The sequence below is a fragment of the Floccifex sp. genome, from assembly GCF_051873555.1.
In the GTDB taxonomy this organism is placed as follows: domain Bacteria; phylum Bacillota_I; class Bacilli_A; order Erysipelotrichales; family Erysipelotrichaceae; genus Floccifex.
Genome location: NZ_JBJEEY010000081.1, coordinates 20,208 through 40,877, shown reverse-complemented (window position 1 = coordinate 40,877; position 20,670 = coordinate 20,208). Strand labels below are relative to the sequence as shown.

Here is a 20,670-nt window from a genome sequence, read left to right as displayed (position 1 = left end):
TTATAATTCATCATTTTTGTTCTTTTTTATTCATTATTAATCAAATAAAAGAGACATCTTACGATGTCCCGTTAGTCTTTATCTTCAATCCATACAATTTCGTTTTCCACAAAACCTTTTTTCTTTCTGGCATTGACTGCCATTTTAATAAAGATACCACTGACAAAAACCAAAGCCGATACAATCCATCCAGCAGCAACTTCAGCCCATAGTGCATATCCATAATGTCCACCTTTGATAAAGAATAAATCATAAATATTCCATACAAATAATAAAGACAATGAAATTGGAGCTATAAACTTAACCGCATTTCCAAACCACCAGTAAGGCACTTTAAAATTCGTTGTATTCCGATTCACTTGTTTCAATACCTTTTTGATATCAAAACACCAGCCAATGGCGATACATTCCATGACCCCAATCACAATCAAGTTAATTTGATTTGTCCAGGCATCCACAATATCCAGCCAGGCAAGACCAGCTCTTGTCATATACAAAATAGAAATAACAGCTGCTATCATACAAATACGTTGTGTTGTTTTTTTAGGATTCAATTTGAATTTATCTGAAATCGAAGCCGATACCCCTTCAACAATAGAGAAAGCCGAATCAATAGCTAATGTTACTAACATCAAATAGAAAATAGCTCCAAAAATCGCATTAACAATTCCATTATTTGTTAAATTAACAATAGCTTGTGGATAAATGATGAAAGCCGTAGCAACACCGGAAGCCGAAATGGAATCCAGCATGCCAACACCACCCATTGTAGAAAACATAACAATACCCGATAAAATACTGACAGCTGCATCACATAAAGCAATTAAAATTGCATCGGTAGCAATATTAGCTTCTTCACTTAAATACGATCCATAGGCAAACATAATGGACATCATAATTGATAAACTATAGAATACTTGTCCAATCGCATCCACCCATAAAGAAGGATCTTGAAAAGCTTGTAAATTTGGAATGAATAAACGCTGTAACCCTTCCATAGCACCTGACATCATGCATCCTTTAACAGCCATGATCAATAATAAAATAACAGGCAACATAACTGTATATTTTACAACTTTTCCAACACTGTTTGCTCCATTACGAATGCAATAATAAATCAATAACCAGGCAATAACACCACAAATCAAAACCGGAATTGGAATCGTATATCCCGTGACATCCCAAGTCGTTTGTGTAATATCTGCAAATAAGTTACTAGCCGCTAGTGCATCTCCTGTCATATTGATAAAACGATATGAAAAGAAAAACATCATCAATACCCAGGCAAATACAATGGCATAATATGTTACAATAACAAACGCATTTGCTGTAGCAGCCCATCCAACAAATTCACATTTTTTGTTGATTCCACGAAGCGATTCACCTGCTCCTTTGTGGAATTTTCGAGCAACTGCTAACTCCATCATCAATAAAGGAATTCCAATCGCAAATAAAGCCACTAAGTACACTAAAAGGAAAGATCCTCCTCCGTGTTTAGCAACCAACCCCGGGAAACGCCAGGCATTTCCTAATCCAACAGCCGATCCAACGGCCGCCAGAATAAACGTGGTGCGCGAGGCCCACACCGATCTTTTTTTCTCCATATTACTCTTTTCCCTTCAACTAATATGCAGAGATTATATCATATTTCATACACAATATGAAAATTTTTTCATTATTTTGTTCACTATTCTCCATACAATCATTTTGTTTCATAAAAAAAAGAGACAATGAATCATTGTCTCACTGAATTGTTCGAATTACTTCATTGACGCTACGCACTTTCTTTAAATTTGCCATTATGGTTTTTAGATGCACAGCATCTTTAACTGACAACAACAATTTCGTTGTCACCGTTAAATTATCATCATTAATAAAGCTATCCACATGTCGTAAATATGCATTGCATTGTTGAAGTGTGGTCATAATATCGCTTAATAAATAACTACGATCCGATGACAAAATCAAAATCTGAACTTCATATTGTTTTTCCTGGATATCTTCTTCCCATTCCACTGGAATCAATCGCTTCTTTTCATGAACAATATTCGGGCAATCACTTCTATGCACTTTTACGCCTTGTCCTTTGGAAATATAGCCTAAAATATCATCACCCGGTATAGGTGAACAACAATTGGCTAACGAAACCGAAATGGTATCAATACCCGGAACAATGACACCACATCCAGAAATTCTTTTGAACTTCTGATTTTCTTTGTTCACATGACGAATTATATCTTCATCATTTAAAACTACCTGACGATTTTTCACCAATCGATTCACAATTGATTCTAAAGAAACACGCTTATTGGCAATGCCAACAAATAAATCATCTACATTTTTAAAGGATAAACTATTTAATATACCTTCTAATTTCTTTTCCGTAATTAAAGAAACATCCAAATTCTGTCTACGGAATTCATCTCCCAGCATTTGCTGCCCTTTTTTGATTGTGTCTTTTCGATTGGCTTCTTCTTGTTTTAATAAAAACGAACGAATTTTATTTCGAGCATGTCCACTTTTAACGATTTTAATCCAATCCTCTGAAGGACCCTTGGAATTTTTATTTGTTAAAATATCCACAACATCTCCTGTTTTTAAAATCGTATTTAAAGGAACAATCGCCCCATTAACCTTAGCTCCCACTGTTTTATGACCCACTTCCGTATGAATTCGATACGCAAAATCAATGGGACACGAACCTTGAGGAAGAGCAATAACTTTCCCTCTTGGAGATAAACAATATACATTGGCTTCAAAAATATCTTTTTGAAGAACATTCATATATTCCAATGGATCTTCACTGTCTTCATCGGTCATCATGGAAAAATCACGGAACCACGATAATTTATCTTCAATTTGTTTTTGTTCTTGTGCATGAGAAAAATTTGGATGTTCTTTATAAAGCCAATGCGCCGCAACACCTCGCTCAGCTACCGCATCCATTTGTTCCGTTCGAATCTGAATTTCAAAAATATTTCCATGTTGTGGTTCTACCACTGTTGTATGCAATGACTGATACATATTGGCCTTTGGCATCGCAATATAATCTTTAAAACGACCTGGAATTGGTCGATATGTGGCATGAATATAGCCCAAAATTTCATAACACCGCGTTTCTGAATCCGTAATAATACGAATCGCCAGTAAATCCAGGATTTCTTCAAATCGTTTATTCTTTGTGACCATTTTTTTATAAATCGAATAAAAATGTTTCGAACGACCAAAAATACGATACGGAATATGATAAGTATCCAAAATCACTTTGATATCCGTAATCATCATTTCTACTTGTTGATTTCTTTCACTTTCACGTTGGGCCACCAATAACTTAATTTCATTGTATTTCTCATTATATAAATACTTAAATGAAAGATCCTCTAATTCATTTTTAATTTCACTAATACCTAGTCGATGCGCAATCGGTGCATAAACCGATAACGTTTCATTCGCAATTTTCTTTTGTTTCTCTGGCTTCATAAATTCCAAAGTACGCATATTATGAAGACGATCCGCTAATTTCACTAAAATCACTCGAATATCTTTAGCCATCGCAATAAATAATTTACGATGATTACTTGCCTGGTATTCTCTTTCATCCTGGAATTTAATATTACCAATTTTTGTGACCGCATCCACAATTAAACGAATTTCTTCTCCAAACATTTCTTCAATTGTTTCATTGGTCACACCATCACAGTCTTCAACTGTATCATGTAGAAAACCAGCCGCTATAGTTTTTGGTGAACAATGAAGCAAAGCCAATGTATTGGCTACTTCAATAACATGTACAACATATGGTTCTCCACTTTTTCGAAATTGACCTTCATGACATTTTTTGGCAAATTCATAGGCCTTTTCAATCATTTCCAAGTTTTCTGGGCGCTTAATATAAGCATTCACATTGCCCATACATTCTTGATACGTTATTGAACGATGACTCATATTAACCACCCTTTCTATTATTATTCACCCTCGAAATGCGTTAAAGAACACACAGGAATGCCTTCAAATTTTTGAATTCCTTTCAAATCATCCAATTCAATCACAAAACCAATTCCCGCTACAGTTGCATTTTGTTTTTGAATTAACTTTACAATGGCTTCTACCGTTCCACCTGTTGCCAGCAAATCATCAATAATTAAAACACGATCGTTTTCTTTTAATGAATCGGCATGCATACAAAGCGTATCCGTTCCATATTCCAATTCATACGATTCATTAATTGTTTTTCGAGGCAATTTACCAGGTTTACGAACTGGAACAAAAGGAAGCTTTAATGCATTGGCAACAGGAATTCCAAAGAAAAATCCTCTGGCTTCGGGCCCCACAATCACATTAGCATTCACACTTTTCGCAAATTCAGCTAATTGATTTGTCACTTCTTCAAATACTTCTGGATTTTCTAAAATCGGTGTTACATCTCTAAAAATAATACCTTCTTTTGGAAAACCAGGTATACTTTTTATACAATCTTTAATATTCATGTCTTTATCCTCACTTTTTGTGTTTATATAATATCACATCTCTTTATATTTTATGGAATCAATTGTTAAATTCACCGTATCTTTTTGACGAAAACGATTAATAGAAATACTGCCACTTAAACTTTGTATTGGCTTATTTCGATTGATGAAATGTTCTTTTGTCTGGTTAAAATCCATACATTGTAAACCTTGATCTAAAACATATTTTCGATGTTTTCCATTTTGAAAATCAAAAATCGTTTTAATGACTGGATTGTTGATTTTGAATACCGGTAATTCAAATCCAGGTCCAAAAGGACGAAGAACATCTAAACTTTTTACTTCTGATACACTTAATTCATTGACTTGTACTTCAATAGAATTCTTTTCTTCTTTTTTCCAGACATAAGACTTTATTTTTTCTTCAATATAAATTTGAAAAGAATGTAAATTCTGATTCAAAAAAGAAAAACCAGCGGCTTGTTTATGACCACCCATAGTCTCAAATCCATCAAAATCCTTCAAAAACTCGACACAATCAAATCCAGCTGGTGCTCGCATAGAACATCGAGTCAATCCATTTGAAGAAGTAGAAACAATAACAGGTTTTTCGTACTGGGCATTCATTTGTCCACTTACTAAACCTACAATGCCTTCGTGATAATTTTCATTATAAATAAATAAAATATCATCTTTTAAATCACATCGATGAAGAGCATCCAAGGTCATTTGCTGACTCATTTCTTTTCGTTTGTTGTTAAGTGCTTCGATTTGAGATACAAAACTTAAATTTTGTTGTTCACTTAAAAAATATCGAACCGCATTGTTCACATTCGCCATATCAGATAAACGACCCATGGCATTTAATTTCGGAACAATTTGAAACGCAATGTTATTTTCATTTAATGTTTCGTCTTTTGTTAAAGAAAAAAAATGATGTTCATGACTTTGATTTAAAGCTCGAATTCCTTGTTGTATGATCCATCTCGTTTCCTTGATAACTGGCATCATATCTCCAATACTGGCAACACAAGCACACATCAAATGAAATGAATTATCCATTCCTAATGCCCGCATACATTCAAAAGCCACTCCAGCTCCACATAAAGAAGAAAATTCTTCTTCCATTTCATCTGGATGTACCAAAATATCCGCTTCTACATAGTCTTCTATGGTATGGTGATCCGTTACAATGGTAATCATGTTTAGTTCCTGTGCTTTTTGAAGAGCATCAAATGCCTTGATGCCATTATCCACTGTTAAAATAATTTTATATCCTTTTTTATAGGCCATTTCAACAGTATGTGCATGTAACCCATACCCTTCTTTTAAACGATCCGGAATATAAAAACCACAATCCAGTCCATATTTTTTTAATCCCGAAACCATAATGGTTGTCGCCATAATACCATCACAATCATAATCTCCAGCAACTAATACTTTCCATTTTTTTTGTTTAGCCAAAGCCATCATCGCTGCAAATTCCTGCATGCATTCACTTTGTGAAACAGGATAAAGATCTTGATGTGAGAGCCAGTGAATCCATTTTGATGAATCCGGTTCATTGTATGTCAACACTTTTTGTGATAAAAGAGATAAATTTTCCATGTGATAATAATAATACAAAATAAAAAGAATGACAAATTGTCATTCAAATAAATCTGGCTGATGCATAATTTTCAAGTGATCATATGCCTTTGCAGTGACAATACGACCACGAGGCGTACGATTGATAAAACCTATTTGTAACAAGTACGGTTCATATACATCTTCTAAAGTTGAAGTTTCTTCTCCAATAGAAGCTGCAATGGCTTCTAAGCCTACAGGACCTCCCTTAAATCGTTCAATGATTCCCATTAAATATTTATGATCTACCGCATCTAGACCCAAACAATCCACGTGTAAACAATCTAAAGCATTTCGTGTTACTTCTATACTAATTTGTCCATTGTTTAACACTTGGGCAAAGTCCCGTACACGGCGAAATAATCGATTAGCCACACGTGGCGTCCCACGCGAACGAAGTGCAATTTCATGAGCTGCTTCATCATTGATTGTCGTATTCATGACACGCGCTGTTCTTTGAATAATTTGTTTTAAATCTTCTAATTCATAATACTGAAGTTGAGAAACAATGCCAAAGCGATCTCGTAAAGGTGCACTTAAATCTCCGGCACGTGTAGTTGCTCCTACTAATGTAAAAGGTGGTAAAGGAACACGTAAGGAATGTGGATTCCCGGATTCTTTTCCCACAATAACATCAATACAAAAATCTTCCATCGCAGAATACAATATTTCTTCTACTTGTTTTGACAAACGATGTATTTCATCAATAAATAAGACGTCTCCTGCTTCTAGTGTTGATAAAATGGAAGCCAAATCACCGCCTTTTTCAATGGAAGGCCCACTGGTTGTTTTCAAGTTTCCATGCATTTCATTAGAAACAATATAAGCTAAAGTTGTTTTTCCTAATCCAGGAGGTCCATAAAACAAAGCATGATCCAAGGTTTCATTTCTTTGTTTAGCGGCTTCCATGAATATTTTTAAATTCGATTTTAATTCTCTTTGTCCAATATATTCATCTAAATGACTCGGACGAAGCGATGTTTCAAATCCATCGCTTTCCTGAAGATTTCCATCTACTTCTCGATCCATGTTATACTCCATTCCGTTTTGCTATCAGACTCAAAGCCAAACGCAACATTTGATCGGCTTTTAAATCCGTTCGATTTTCCAATTCTTTTCGAATTCCACTCAATTGATTGGCTTTATATCCCAAAGAAATCAATGCCTCCTGGCATTCTTGCCAAACAGGATTTGTAGAGACTTGATTTTGAGAAGGAAAAGAAACAAATTTTCCTTTTAAATCCAAAACAATCTGGGAAGCTGTTTTTGCCCCAATTCCAGGTAAAGACTTTAACCGCTTTATATCATCGTTTTCAATGGCTTCTACCATTTGAGAAGCCGGACAAACCACTAATAAATTCAAAGCCGTTTTAGGTCCAATTCCTTTTACATTGATCAGACGCATAAAAACATCATAATCTTCTTCTGTTTTAAACCCAAATAAAATACTGGCATCTTCTCGAATGTGCTGATATGTAAATAAAAATACATTTTCATTGATGGAATAAGCATTTGGATTTCCAACATAAACTTCATATCCAATGTCATGTACATCAACTACAATGGTTTCTTTTCTTAGAATTCGAACCTTTCCTGATACAAAAGCAATCATAGAACACCTCTTTCAATATTCCCATTATAACAAGAAACGTGATGGAAAAATAGTCCATCACGCTTGTGCATCTTCAAATTGTGAATTATATAAACTTGCATAGAAACCATTTTGTTTCAATAATTCTTCATGATTTCCTTGTTCAACAATATCTCCATCTTTCATAACCAAGATACAATCCGCATTTTTTATCGTTGACAAACGATGTGCAATCACAAAACTTGTTTTACCTTTCATTAATACATCCATCGCATCTTGAATTTGCTGCTCCGTTCTTGTGTCAACACTACTCGTTGCTTCATCTAGAATTAAAATTTGATTATTGGCTAAAATAGCACGAGCAATCGTCAACAATTGTTTTTGTCCTTGTGACAAATTCGAAGCATCTTCATTGATTTCCATTTGATACCCTTTTGGAAGCGTACGAATAAAGTGATCCACTTTTGCTTGTTTAGCTGCCTGAATGACTTCCTGATCTGTAGCATTTAGATTTCCATAACGAATATTTTCCATAATAGTTCCTTTAAATAACCACGTATCTTGTAGAACCATTCCAAAGTTTTCACGTAATACACTTCGATTTAAAGTTCGAATATCAATGCCGTCTACACAAATTGAGCCCTGATTGACATCATAGAAACGCATCAATAATTTGACAATGGTTGTTTTTCCGGCCCCAGTTGGTCCAACAATCGCAATTTGCTGACCCGGTTGAATATGACAAGAAAAATCTTTAATTACTTCTTTATCTGGTCTATACCCAAAGTGTACATGATCAAATGTAACTTCGCCTTTAAATGTACATTCCTGAACCGTTTGCACTTGTTCTTCTTCTTTTTCATTTAAGAATTCATACACTCTTTCAGCTGCAGCTGCCATACTTTGCATCTGATTGGAAACTTGTGCCAATTGTTGAATTGGCTGGGTAAAATTCTTTACATATTGAATAAAAGCTTGAATATCTCCAATGGTGATTTTCCCTTTTGAAGCATAAATACCACCCATAATCGCTACAACAACATAGCCTAAATTTGCCACAAAATTCATAATAGGCATCATCAATCCAGAAAAGAATTGTGACTTCCAGGCAGATTCATATAATTGTTCGTTGTTTTGATTAAATGTATCCACAACATTTTTTTCTTGATTAAAAGCACAAATGACATTATGTCCAGAATATACTTCTTCTACTTGTCCATTGACAATTCCCAGCATTTTTTGTTGTTGCTTAAAATATTTTTGAGAGTGTTTAACAACAATCATTACAAATATAATAGTGACAGGAATAATAAAAAGGGTTACCAATGTCATGGAAGGACTAATAGAAAGCATCATCACAAGTACTCCTATCATAGTTGTGATACTTGTAACAAATTGACTTAAACTTTGATTCAAGCTTTGTCCAAGTGTATCCACATCATTGGTGATTCGAGATAATACTTCTCCTACTGTTCTTTTTTCAAAATAAGCCAAAGGAAGCCGATGAATTTTTTCACTGATTTGTTTTCGATAATCGTAACAAATTTTTTGTGTAATTCCTGTCATGATCCAATGTTGTATAAAAGAGAAAATCGCAGCGATAACATATAAAATCATTAATGAAATTAGAACTTTTCCAATATAGACAAAGTCAATAGAACCGGTATGTGTAATCTTGGCAATCCATCCAGTTGCTAAAGCCGTTGTGGCTTTGGCTAATACTTTAGGTCCAACAATATTAAATATTGTCGAAAGAATGGCACAGCCAAAAACAATGATCAATAAAAATGTATAGGGTTTTAAAGACTTTAATACAGTCCTCATTGTTCCTTTAAAATCTTTTGCTTTTTCATGTGAACGCTTTGGATGTGGCATTATAAAGCACCTCCTAACTCATTCAAAGACAATTGACTTTTAGCTATTTCCTGATATTCGACACAATTCTTCATCAATTCCTGATGATTTCCTTTTCCAACAATATGTCCTTCTTCTAATACTATAATTTGATCGGCATGTAAAATAGTGGAAATACGTTGGGCAACAATCAATACCGTTGCTTCTTTTGTTTTTGCATGCAAAGCTTTTCGTAAAGCTGCATCGGTTTTAAAATCCAAAGCTGAGAAGCTATCGTCAAATAAATAAATCAAAGGATTTTTCGCAATGGCACGAGCAATGGATAAGCGCTGTTTTTGTCCACCTGAAACATTGCTTCCACCTTGGGCAATAGAACTTTGATATGTATTTTCTTTTGTATCAATAAATTCCTGTGCCTGGGCAATTTGACAGGCATCTTTCATTTGAGAATCATCTACTTTATTGCCAAATTTCACATTGGACTCAATCGTTCCACTAAATAAAACGCCTTTTTGTGGAACATATCCAATTAAATCATGTAACTGCTCTAAAGACATATCCCGAATATCAATGCCATCAATACATATTCTTCCTTTTGTAACATCATAAAAACGACAAATTAAATTCATGACCGTTGATTTTCCACATCCTGTACTTCCCACAATAGCTGTGGTTTGTCCTGGATGAATGGTAAAATTTAAATCTGTTAGTGTTTCATCTTGTCCATCTGGATACATAAACGATACATTTTCAAAAGATATTTCGCCTTTAAATTCTTGTTGAATTTGTTGTTTTGAATCATGTATACTGCATTCCTGATGTAAGACTTCATCAATTCGATCAAAGGCAACACTGGCTCTTGGTAACATAATAGATACCATAGCAATCATCATAAAGGACATGACAATTTGCATTGTATATGTAATATAAGCAATAACGTCTCCAACTTGCATATGTCCCAAGTCCATAGAAACTCCACCGAACCAGACAATCAAAATGCAGCAGGCATTCATAATAATTGTCATAAATGGCATCATCATGGCCATGGTTCTTCCTGTAAATAATTGATTTTTCATTAAATTGGTGTTGGCTTGATCAAAGCGTTGTTCTTCATATGTTTCTCTTGAAAAAGCTCGAATTGGCATGATTCCTGTTAAAATTTCACGAGAAACTTGATTGACGTTGTCCACCAGGGTTTGTACTTTTTTAAATCGTGGCATAGCTACAATCATTAAAATCGCAATTACAATCAACAACAAAAGAACCGTTAAAACAATAATCCAAGATAAATCATTTCCAGTTTGAATGACTTTTAAAATTCCACCAATTCCTAAAATTGGTGCATAGAATACCATTCGAAGCAAAACAACACAAACCATTTGTACTTGTTGAATGTCATTGGTTGTACGTGTAATCAAGGAAGCCGTAGAAAACGATTCAATTTCAGCATTGGAAAAGGAAACCACTTTCGAAAAAACAGCTTCTCGTAAGTCTTTTCCTATGGTTGCTGATACTTTCGATGCCAGAAATCCAACTAAAATAGCACAAACGACTAATAAAAGTGTATATCCCAGCATTTTCATTCCTGTTTTTAATAAATAACGTGTTTGAACACTTTGGGCAATCCCTTGTCCCTGGTATTCAAGTTTCACAAAGACTTGAGACTGGCTTTTCATTAAATCCAGGGTATTGTTATCTATTTTTGAAAAATAAGTTTCCATATTTTCTTGAATGATTTCTCTTTTTTGCGTATCACTTAACATATCAGGAAACTGATCGACCATTTTCAAAATCGATTGACATGACTGATCTAAATCTTGGTATGTTACATTTTCTTTTTCTGCACTTGCCATGGAAACCAATACAATTTCAGGAATCGAAAAACAATCTTCTAATCCTTCTTTTTCTTCTTTTAATTCATATATATCGATTTTGAATTCGTAACAACTTTCAACAAGTTGTGCATCTGAATCATTCATCAACCACAATAACGCCTGATATGAGTCTTTTCGAATCGTTTGTGGAATAACAGATTCTATGCCTCCCATTTGAATTCCAGTATCCACTATATCAGAAGTCATGGAAGGAATACTTAAATCGCAATTGGCTTGCACAAGCAGCAGTCCAAAAATAAAAAGGCAATAAATCCAGTGTTTCGATAACTGTTTTAAAATTTTAATCATTTTATATTCTCCATAGATTGGTTCACTTTGACAATGGCCTGGTCTATATTCATACAAAGCTGTATAAATTGCTCCATTTTATCGTGTCCCATTTCTTCTTCAATACGTGTTGCATAGTTTTTGATTTTTTCAAAACTTGCTTGATGTTGATGAATTCCTTTTTCCGTCAATTTCACAAAAACTTTTCTTCGATCTTTTGGATCGCTTTTACGAAGAATCAAGCCATCTTTTTCTAATAATCGAAGATAACGAGAAATAGCTTGCGGTAAAACACCTGTTAATTCAGGTAGCTGTGAAACATAGATGGAATTATTTACTCCATATTGTTGAATCAAAACAAATAATTTGTGCAATGGCATAAAATGATTGTCTTCTATTTGTAGACTACTTATTCCATGTTTAACATGTGTTTTTATAGTTTGGCTAATAAAAAATAAATATTGTGATTTCATAAAGCCTCCTTTTTAAACATAAGTTAATTATTAACACTTGTTTATAAAATGTCAAATAAAAAAGCTCATGTGAGCTTATAGTTGAATATCCAATTCAACGGGACAATGATCCGAACCATAAATATCTGTTAATATTTTTGAATCCATGACTTTGTCCATCAATTCCGGTGAAACAAGCCAGTAATCAATACGCCACCCAGCATTTTTTTCTCGAGCTTTAAAGCGATATGACCACCACGAATATTCCACTTTATCTGGATATAAATTACGATATGTATCTTTTAGAAACGACAATAAATTGACTTTAAAGCTATTTCGTTCTTCATCTGTAAAACCGGCATTTCTACGATTGGTTTTCGGATTTTTAATATCAATTTCTTCATTGGCTACATTTAAATCTCCACAAACCATAACAGGTTTATTTAAAGATTGAATGTATTTAGAAAAGGCAATATCCCATTCCATACGATAATCCAATCGTTTCAAGCCATCACCACTATTGGGTGTATAAACCGTTACAATATAGAAAGAATCGTATTCCAGTGTAATAACTCTTCCTTCTGTATCATGACTTTCCATCCCGATTCCATAACAAACCGATAGTGGTTCTTCTTTACAAAAAACCATAGTTCCGCTATATCCTTTTCTTTGGGCACTGTATTTATATTGATATGGATATAATTCACATTCCACTTCAATCTGATCTTCTTGTGCCTTGGTTTCCTGAATACAGAATATATCGGCATCTAATGCATATAAAATTTCAACAAAATCTTTTTTGAGAACAGCACGAATACCATTCACATTCCATGAAATACACTTCATATTTTCCTCTAATTTTCAATAAATTCAAATTCATATCCACATAATTGAACCGTATCTCCGTCTTGACAACCCGCTTCACGAAGTGCATTGTCAATTCCCAAATAACGTAGACGATTCGCAAATAAATAAAAATCTTCTTCTGTATTTAATTTTTTAATGTCAAAAACACGTTCCAAACGAGGCCCAGATACTTTCCAGAGTCCTGGTTGAATATTTTCAATTGTATAGTCTTTTTTCTTTTCTTCAAATGTATATGTAACACCAACATCCTGACTTTCTTCTTCCATAATCGGAAATACAGGCGTTGTTTCTAATAAATCAGCTGCCTTTGTTAAGACTGGATCAATGCCTTCGTGAATAATAGTCGTCGTTTCAAAGACTTCTACATCTGGATAAGCTTCTTTGAAGGCTTCTAAATTTTTCTGTGCATTGTCCAAATCCATTTTATTGGCCACCACAATTTGTGGTCTCTCTAATAAACGTAAATTATAAGACTTTAATTCTTCGTTGATAATGCGATAATCTTCAACCGGGTTTCTTCCATCTTCTCCACCCATATCCAGGATATGAATAATAACACGACATCGTTCTATGTGTCGTAAAAATTGATGGCCCAAACCTTTTCCTTCACTGGCACCTTCAATCAATCCAGGTAAATCTGCCATAATAAAGCTTCTTCCTTCTCTTGTTTGAACAACACCGACATTTGGTGCAATGGTTGTGAATGGATAGTCTCCAATTTCTGGTCGAGCTCGAGAAACAGCATCTAATAAAGTCGATTTTCCAACACTTGGAAATCCAACTAAACCAACATCCGCTAAAACACGTAATTCCACAATGACATCGTATTCCTGTCCTGGAAATCCGTCTTCAGCATATTTAGGAGCGGTATTATGACTTGACTTGAAATGACAGTTTCCTCGTCCACCTCTTCCCCCTTTACAAACAATCTGTTGTTGATGAGGCTGTGTCAAATCCGCAAGAATTTGGTTGGTTTCTGCGTTTTTTACAATGGTTCCTAATGGAACTTTAACGATTTTGTCTTCGCCATTGGCTCCATGCATTCGCTTATTTTTTCCATTTTCACCTGGTGTAGCCTGGATTTTTCGATGAAATCGTAAATCGAGTAAAGTTGTCATTCCTGGATCCGCTTCAAAAATAACATCTCCGCCTTTTCCGCCATCGCCTCCAAAAGGCCCTCCATAAGCTACATATTTTTCATGACGGAAACTGACAATACCATTTCCTCCTTTACCCGCTTTTAAGTGAACTTTGACCTGATCAACAAACATGTTTGCACTCCTTTCTAAAAAAATAGACCCCGTTGTTGTGGGGGTCTAGAAAATTCTGTACTAAGCTTGTGGATAAACAGAAACTTTCTTTTTATCCTTTCCAAGACGTTCAAACTTAACAACACCATCGACCAATGCGAATAATGTATCGTCGCCACCACGACCTACGTTTGTTCCTGGATGAATCTTAGTTCCACGTTGACGGTAAATGATACTACCAGCTGTACAATATTGTCCATCTGCTAATTTAGCACCTAAACGTTTTGAAATAGAGTCACGACCGTTCTTAGTAGAACCTACCCCTTTCTTAGATGCGAAAAATTGAATATCTAATGTGAAACGCATGATTTACACCTCTTTCCTTATTATCGTAATATTTTCTGGATAAGCTTCCACCATTGTTTCAAGTTGCTTGATCATAAACAACAAACAAGTTTGAAGCAAATCCGAGTTTTTTAAAACTTTGATACGGAATTTATTTTCTCGAAATTCTAAATCCACTGCATCCGAAAAAATATCATCCAGTGCATTTAATGCACCAATTCCTATGGATGAAGCCCCTGCACAAACTAAATCTTCACCATGTTTTGCTGCATTGGCATGTCCATTCATACGAATAGAAACAATTTGATTTTGTTCATACAGTGTTTCCACCTTAACCATAATTAAGCCTCAATTGCAGTAATTTTTACACGAGTATATGGTTGACGGTGTCCTTGTTTACGACGAGTAGAGCTTTTCTTAGCTTTGTATTTAACAATAGTAATTTTCTTTCCTTTACCTTGTTTTTCTACAACACCAGTAACTGTAGCTCCTTCAACATAAGGTTTTCCAATTTTACCGTTAGCGAATAAAACTTTGTCGAATGTTACAACATCTCCTTCGTTTGCTTCTAATTTTTCAACGAAGATGACTGCTTCTTGTTCAACTTTAATTTGTTTTCCACCAGTTTCAATAATTGCGTACATTTTTTTATCTCCTTTCCTTTGAGTACTCGCCATTAAGGTGTGAAAATCAACTTATAACCTTTTCTGTGCGGTTGCAAGAGCGGAGTCTGCAACGATAGTATTATATAGGAAGTTTTTTTGATTTTCAAGAACGGATTTATAAAAAATAAAACAACCCAACTAAGATGCCAATGATATATCCAGCCATGACATCACTGATAAAATGTACGCCACCTATAACGCGAATAAAAGCTTCTATGGCGCTTAAAATCAATAAGAATATACCAAAAACGGGATATATATATAAAATTGTCATAGAAATAATGACAGAAGAAAAGACGTGTCTAGAGGGCATAGATTGTCCTTTTGTGTCTTTTTTTATTATAGGAGATTTATTTTTTATTTCATAAGGACGTGCTCGATTAATTTTTTTTCGAGCAATCGAAACAAGTATAAAAGAAATCAATGGAATACAAATGGCTTTGATTAAAAAGGGATTGTTCCAAAGACTCATTAAAAAAAGTGGATATATAATATACATGCATAGAGTTAATACTTTATTGGATATACAAATTATTTTTGTCATGGCTTTATTATAAAAAAAATCACTAGAATGTACTAGTGATTATTTTGGTAATTTAAAGGAACTCTTCAAAGATGTAATTCGATTCAATACAAATTGTTCATCTGTTGAATCTTTTACATCAATGCAATAATAACCATTACGAACAAACTGGAATGAATCCCCTGGTTTATAGTCTTTAATAAATGGTTCCACATATCCATTGACAACTGTCAAAGAATTTGGATTTAAATTCATAGAACCATCTTCATTATAAACACCTTTAGACTCATCCACTAAGTTTTCATATAAACGAGCTACAACTGGAATGGCACTATTTTGTTCTACCCAGTGAATGGTTCCTTTAACTTTACGAGCTGTAAAACCTGTTCCATTTTTCGTTTCTGGATCATATGTACAATGAACTTTTGTGATATTTCCATTTTCATCTTTTTCAAATCCTGTACAAGTCACAAAATAAGCATTCATTAAGCGTACTTCATTTCCTGGAAATAATCTAAAATATTTTTTAACAGGGACTTCCATAAAATCATCACGATCAATCCAAAGTTTCTTTGAAAATGGAACCAAATGAGAACCTAATTCAGGGTTTTCAACATTGGTTTGTGCCGGTAAATACTCAACTTCATTTTCTGGATAATTGTCAATAATTAATTCAATTGGATCGAATACTCCCATCACACGAGGTGCTTTTGGTTTTAAATCTTCACGAATACAATATTCTAACATCGCATAATCAACTGATGAATTGGATTTAGATACACTGCATAAATCCATAAACAATTTTAAAGATTCCGGAGTAAATCCTCTTCGTCTTAAAGCAGCAATGGTTACCAATCTAGGATCATCCCATCCATCCACTACTTTTTGTTCCACTAAACGTTTAATATAGCGTTTTCCAGTTACCACATTTGTAACATACATTTTCGCAAATTCAATTTGTTTTGGAAATTCTTCGGGTTTATTTTTAAATCCACATTCAATGACTACCCAGTCATATAAAGGACGATGGTCTTCAAATTCCAGTGTACAAATGGAATGCGTGATACCTTCAAGTGCATCTTCAATAGGATGTGCAAAATCATACATTGGATAAATGCACCATTCATTTTTTGTATTATGGTGTTCAAAACGAGCAACTCGATATAAAATTGGATCTCGCATATTAATATTTGGACTGGCCATATCAATTTTGGCACGAAGAACTTTTGAACCATCTTCAAATTCTCCATCTTTCATGCCTTCAAATAAACGAAGATTTTCTTCAATGGATCGATTACGATATGGTGATTCTTTTCCGGGTTCTTTTAAAGTTCCTCTATATTCTCGAATTTGATCTGGTGTTAAATCACATACATAGGCTTTTCCTTTTTTGATTAATTTCACAGCATTTTCATACATTTGTGGAAAATAATTGGATGCGAATTTAACGTCTCCTTCATATTTGGCTCCCAGCCATTCTACGTCTTTTACAATTGAATTTACGAATTCAATGTTTTCTTTTGTTGGATTGGTATCGTCGAAACGTAGATTGAAAGCTCCATTGTATTTTTCAGCTAATCCATAGTTTAATAAAATAGATTTAGCATGTCCTACATGTAAATATCCATTTGGTTCTGGCGGAAAACGCGTAATAACTTTTGTACATCTTCCTTCTTCTATATCTTGATCAATGATTCTTTCAATGAAATTTTTACTATTTATTTCTTTTTCCATAGGTCCCTCCTAGAATGATATTATTCTATCATAGAAAATCATAAATTCACTATTTATTTTCTTCGATGTCAATCCATTTTACGTTTCGGGCTAAAATTGATTGTGGACGATCTTTTTTTCCATTGATACATACAAAACGATTCTTGGCAATGTTTTCTTTTTCAATTGAATATAGCTTTGGCATCAATACCACATCCATTTTTCCTTTTTCATCTTCTATGCTCATAAAACACATCCATTCACCTGTTTTTGTTTTATGAACACGATATCCACTGACTTTTCCTAATACTTCCATATAGCCTTGAATGGCATTGGCTTGCGAAATCGGAATGGCTTTAGGATATTTTTTTCGTAATTCTTTTAGTGGATGCATTTCCAAATAAAATCCAAAGACATCAAATTCTCTTTGTGCACTTTCCATTTTATTTTCTTTATGATTTAAAATCACAGGACAAGAGACAATGTCATAGTTTAATACAATGCCTTCACTCGTTTTTGTACAAACTAAATGTGCATAATTTAATACGTTTTGCAGGTTTTCTTTCATTGTTGTTCGATTGTATGAAAAACAATCCAATGCGCCTCCATCAATTAATAATTTAATAGCGCTATCTTCAATGCCAATGGATTTAGCTCGAACTATGAATTCTATAAAATTTTGATAAGGAGCTTGTTTTCTTTGTTCCATCAATAATGGATATACACTTTTTCCTATGCCTTTAATAACTTGTAAAGGCATTCGTAATCCATTTTTTTCAATGGTATACCATTCATTGGATTCTTGTACACTTGGTTTTAACACCGGAATTTTTCGTCTTTGACATTCATATACGTATTCCATGGTTTTATTTTGAGAAGAGATCACACTGTCCAATAAACATTTATAAAATACCAATGGATAATTGGTTTTTAGATATGCCATTTGATAAACAATCAATCCATAAGCATAGCTATGTGATTTATTGAATCCATATTCCGCAAAACGCTCCATCATAGAAAAAATATCTTCTGCACATTTTTTACTTATTCCTTTTTGATAGGCTCCCTGAATAAATTGAATATGAAAAGAATCCATCATGGATTTATTCTTTTTCGACATAGCTTTTCGAAGCGTATCGGCTTGTGCTAAACTAAATTGCCCGATAACCTGAGCAATCTGCATAATTTGTTCTTGATATAACATAATGCCATAGGTATCTTTTAGTATTGGTTTTAAAAGTGGATGCAAGTATTCAATTTTGGATGGATCGTTTTTTCTTTGAATGTATTCATCAATATTGTGCATGGGTCCAGGTCGATACAAAGCAAGAACAGCACATATGTCTTCAAATTTATTGGGTTTTAGTTTTAATAAAACTTGTTTAATGCCCTGTGATTCCAATTGAAAAACACCTACTGTATCAGCATGGGACAACAATTGAAAAGTTTTGCTGTCATTTAATGGAATACGGAAAATATCCAATGTTTTGTGTTGCTCCATTTCAATGGTTTTTACAATTTGATGAATAGTCGTTAGATTTTTCAGACCTAAAAAATCCATTTTGATCAAGCCAAGAGGTTCTAAGTATTCCATTGTGAATTGACAAGCATAGCTATGGTCGTCTAATTCCATTAATGGACAAACTTCTACAATATCTTGTTGACTTAAAACAATTCCAGCTGCATGAATGGAAGCATGGCGTGGTAATCCTTCTAATGGAAGACAACGAACAAATAATTCATGGAATTGTTTGTCTTGATCTATAAGTCGTTTAAAAGAAATATTCTTTTGATATAGTTCTTTTAAAGATTGTTCATCACCAATTTTTTTAATCAATTCATCGACTTTTCTTACCGATAATCCCATTGTACGAGCTACATCACGAAGCACTTGTTTCACTTTCATTGTATTAAATGTCACAATGCGACATGCTCTTTGATTGCCATATTTTTCAATCACATATTGAATGACTTCTTCTCTTCGATTATCTGGAAAATCCGTATCAATATCTGGCATAGAAACACGATCTGGATTTAAAAAACGTTCAAATAAAAGTTGGTTTTGAATGGGATCAATATGCGTAATTCCTAATACATAAGCCACTAAAGAACCAGCTACAGATCCTCTTCCTGGTCCTACCATAATGTTCTGACTTCTCGCAAAGCGAATAAAATCCCATACAATGAGAAAATAATCTGTAAAGCCCATAGAAATAATGGTATTGAGTTCATACTGAAGTCGATTCACATATTCTTCTTTTATTTCATTATTCAATCTCTTTTTCAATCCAGCTTTACATAAATTTGTTAAAAATGTTTTGGAATCAACGTTATATTTATTATGAAAGAGTGGCAAAGAGTTTTTGGAGAATGCCATTTGTACGTTACATTTCAAACAAATTTCATCACTGGCCTCTAAGTCTGATAAATCATAGAGTTGTTTCATTTCTTCAATGGAACGAAAATAGCGATTGTAACAAACATCCAGTGTTTGATCACTTAAATACGATTGTGCTTCAATGGCACGTAACACTTTTAAATTTTCAACGTCTTCTTTTTTTTCATATAAAATTCTTGATAAGGCAACCGTTTTATATTGATTTGATAAAATCATTTTTAAATATCCATTTCTCTGACGATGAAAACTCGAATCATTCATCGCAATGGATACATAGAAATCCTGCCAGCTGTCATTGCATATAGAAACAAAAGAAAGAATGTCTTCATCTTTTTCATGAAGAATATACGATCCGAGTTCATCTTCAAAATCACCAGCCGTTAAAACAACACAATTTTGTGTATGAGATACAAAGAATTCAAAAGATAAACTGGATTCTTTTTTCATTTTTTCACTTGATATTCGATACAATTCTTTTAGTCCATTATCATTTTTTGCCAGACAAATAAAATGAAATTCTTTTTCGTTATACATCACTTCTGTTTCCAGTCCAATAACAGGATGTACACCTTTTTCTTTGCACAAATTCCAGAACTTCATTGTCGAAAACATTTTGTTGTGTTCCGTTAAACAAACATGATAAAAACCATTTCGAATAGAAGCATCAATAATATCTTCTAAACGAAAACTAGATTCCAGTAAAGAATAAACACTTCGTATATGTAAATGATTCATAAAACAATTATAATTCAAAATTA

Annotated in this window: 17 protein-coding genes and 1 other annotated feature; all 17 genes read right to left on the bottom strand. The window is 33.8% G+C overall.

Features of this window, described 5'->3' with window-relative positions; translation table 11 throughout:
- Nucleotides 1-71 precede the first annotated feature (71 nt).
- The 17 genes from ACI32A_RS05030 to ACI32A_RS04950 all read right to left on the bottom strand — a co-directional run bounded on the left by ACI32A_RS05030 (nt 72) and on the right by ACI32A_RS04950 (nt 20,647).
- Nucleotides 72-1,586 (bottom strand): sodium-dependent transporter, encoded by a 1,515-nt coding sequence (locus ACI32A_RS05030; RefSeq protein ID WP_439753941.1) that lies wholly within the window; start codon nt 1,584-1,586, stop codon nt 72-74.
- A 157-nt stretch (nt 1,587-1,743) separates the two neighbouring features.
- Nucleotides 1,744-3,945, bottom strand: a complete 2,202-nt coding sequence (locus ACI32A_RS05025; protein WP_439753940.1) for a RelA/SpoT family protein — start codon at nt 3,943-3,945, stop codon at nt 1,744-1,746.
- 20 nt (nt 3,946-3,965) lie between these two features.
- On the bottom strand, nt 3,966-4,487 hold the full coding sequence (locus ACI32A_RS05020; RefSeq protein WP_439753939.1) for an adenine phosphoribosyltransferase: 522 nt from the start codon (nt 4,485-4,487) through the stop codon (nt 3,966-3,968).
- Between the two features lie 33 nt (nt 4,488-4,520).
- Nucleotides 4,521-6,074 (bottom strand): single-stranded-DNA-specific exonuclease RecJ, encoded by a 1,554-nt coding sequence (locus tag ACI32A_RS05015; protein WP_439753938.1) that lies wholly within the window; start codon nt 6,072-6,074, stop codon nt 4,521-4,523.
- 39 nt (nt 6,075-6,113) lie between these two features.
- Nucleotides 6,114-7,121 carry a Holliday junction branch migration DNA helicase RuvB gene (gene ruvB / locus ACI32A_RS05010; RefSeq protein WP_439753937.1) on the bottom strand — a complete coding sequence of 336 codons (1,008 nt, stop codon included), beginning with the start codon at nt 7,119-7,121 and terminating at the stop codon, nt 6,114-6,116.
- 1 nt (nt 7,122) lies between these two features.
- Nucleotides 7,123-7,704, bottom strand: coding sequence for a Holliday junction branch migration protein RuvA (ruvA, locus tag ACI32A_RS05005; RefSeq protein ID WP_439753936.1), 582 nt, complete (start codon nt 7,702-7,704; stop codon nt 7,123-7,125).
- Between the two features lie 57 nt (nt 7,705-7,761).
- Nucleotides 7,762-9,558 carry an ABC transporter ATP-binding protein gene (locus tag ACI32A_RS05000; RefSeq protein ID WP_439753935.1) on the bottom strand — a complete coding sequence of 599 codons (1,797 nt, stop codon included), beginning with the start codon at nt 9,556-9,558 and terminating at the stop codon, nt 7,762-7,764.
- The gene (locus ACI32A_RS04995) at nt 9,558-11,720 is read right to left on the bottom strand and encodes an ABC transporter ATP-binding protein (RefSeq protein WP_439753934.1); all 2,163 of its coding nucleotides are present in this window, start codon (nt 11,718-11,720) and stop codon (nt 9,558-9,560) included. Before ACI32A_RS04995 ends, ACI32A_RS05000 begins: the two co-directional genes overlap by 1 nt.
- A complete protein-coding gene (locus ACI32A_RS04990) occupies nt 11,717-12,172 on the bottom strand; it encodes a MarR family winged helix-turn-helix transcriptional regulator (protein ID WP_439753933.1) in 456 nt (151 codons plus the stop codon). The genes ACI32A_RS04995 and ACI32A_RS04990 overlap by 4 nt, the downstream gene beginning before the upstream one ends.
- Before the next feature lie 75 nt (nt 12,173-12,247).
- Nucleotides 12,248-12,997 carry an exodeoxyribonuclease III gene (locus ACI32A_RS04985; protein ID WP_439753932.1) on the bottom strand — a complete coding sequence of 250 codons (750 nt, stop codon included), beginning with the start codon at nt 12,995-12,997 and terminating at the stop codon, nt 12,248-12,250.
- A gap of 8 nt (nt 12,998-13,005) precedes the next feature.
- Nucleotides 13,006-14,289 carry a GTPase ObgE gene (gene obgE, locus ACI32A_RS04980; RefSeq protein WP_439753931.1) on the bottom strand — a complete coding sequence of 428 codons (1,284 nt, stop codon included), beginning with the start codon at nt 14,287-14,289 and terminating at the stop codon, nt 13,006-13,008.
- A gap of 60 nt (nt 14,290-14,349) precedes the next feature.
- Nucleotides 14,350-14,634 carry a 50S ribosomal protein L27 gene (rpmA, locus tag ACI32A_RS04975; RefSeq protein ID WP_439753930.1) on the bottom strand — a complete coding sequence of 95 codons (285 nt, stop codon included), beginning with the start codon at nt 14,632-14,634 and terminating at the stop codon, nt 14,350-14,352.
- Between the two features lie 3 nt (nt 14,635-14,637).
- Nucleotides 14,638-14,952 (bottom strand): ribosomal-processing cysteine protease Prp, encoded by a 315-nt coding sequence (locus tag ACI32A_RS04970; RefSeq protein ID WP_439753929.1) that lies wholly within the window; start codon nt 14,950-14,952, stop codon nt 14,638-14,640.
- Nucleotides 14,953-14,954: 2 nt separating this feature from the next.
- Complete coding sequence (rplU, locus tag ACI32A_RS04965) at nt 14,955-15,257, bottom strand: 50S ribosomal protein L21 (protein ID WP_439753928.1); 303 nt, start codon at nt 15,255-15,257, stop codon at nt 14,955-14,957.
- A gap of 11 nt (nt 15,258-15,268) precedes the next feature.
- Nucleotides 15,269-15,340: a sequence feature (ribosomal protein L21 leader region), on the bottom strand.
- 53 nt (nt 15,341-15,393) lie between these two features.
- Complete coding sequence (locus ACI32A_RS04960) at nt 15,394-15,822, bottom strand: phosphatase PAP2 family protein (protein WP_439753927.1); 429 nt, start codon at nt 15,820-15,822, stop codon at nt 15,394-15,396.
- Between the two features lie 39 nt (nt 15,823-15,861).
- On the bottom strand, nt 15,862-17,535 hold the full coding sequence (locus ACI32A_RS04955) for a glutamine--tRNA ligase/YqeY domain fusion protein (RefSeq protein WP_439753926.1): 1,674 nt from the start codon (nt 17,533-17,535) through the stop codon (nt 15,862-15,864).
- 49 nt (nt 17,536-17,584) lie between these two features.
- Nucleotides 17,585-20,647, bottom strand: a complete 3,063-nt coding sequence (locus ACI32A_RS04950; protein WP_439753925.1) for a DNA polymerase III subunit alpha — start codon at nt 20,645-20,647, stop codon at nt 17,585-17,587.
- Nucleotides 20,648-20,670 lie beyond the last annotated feature (23 nt).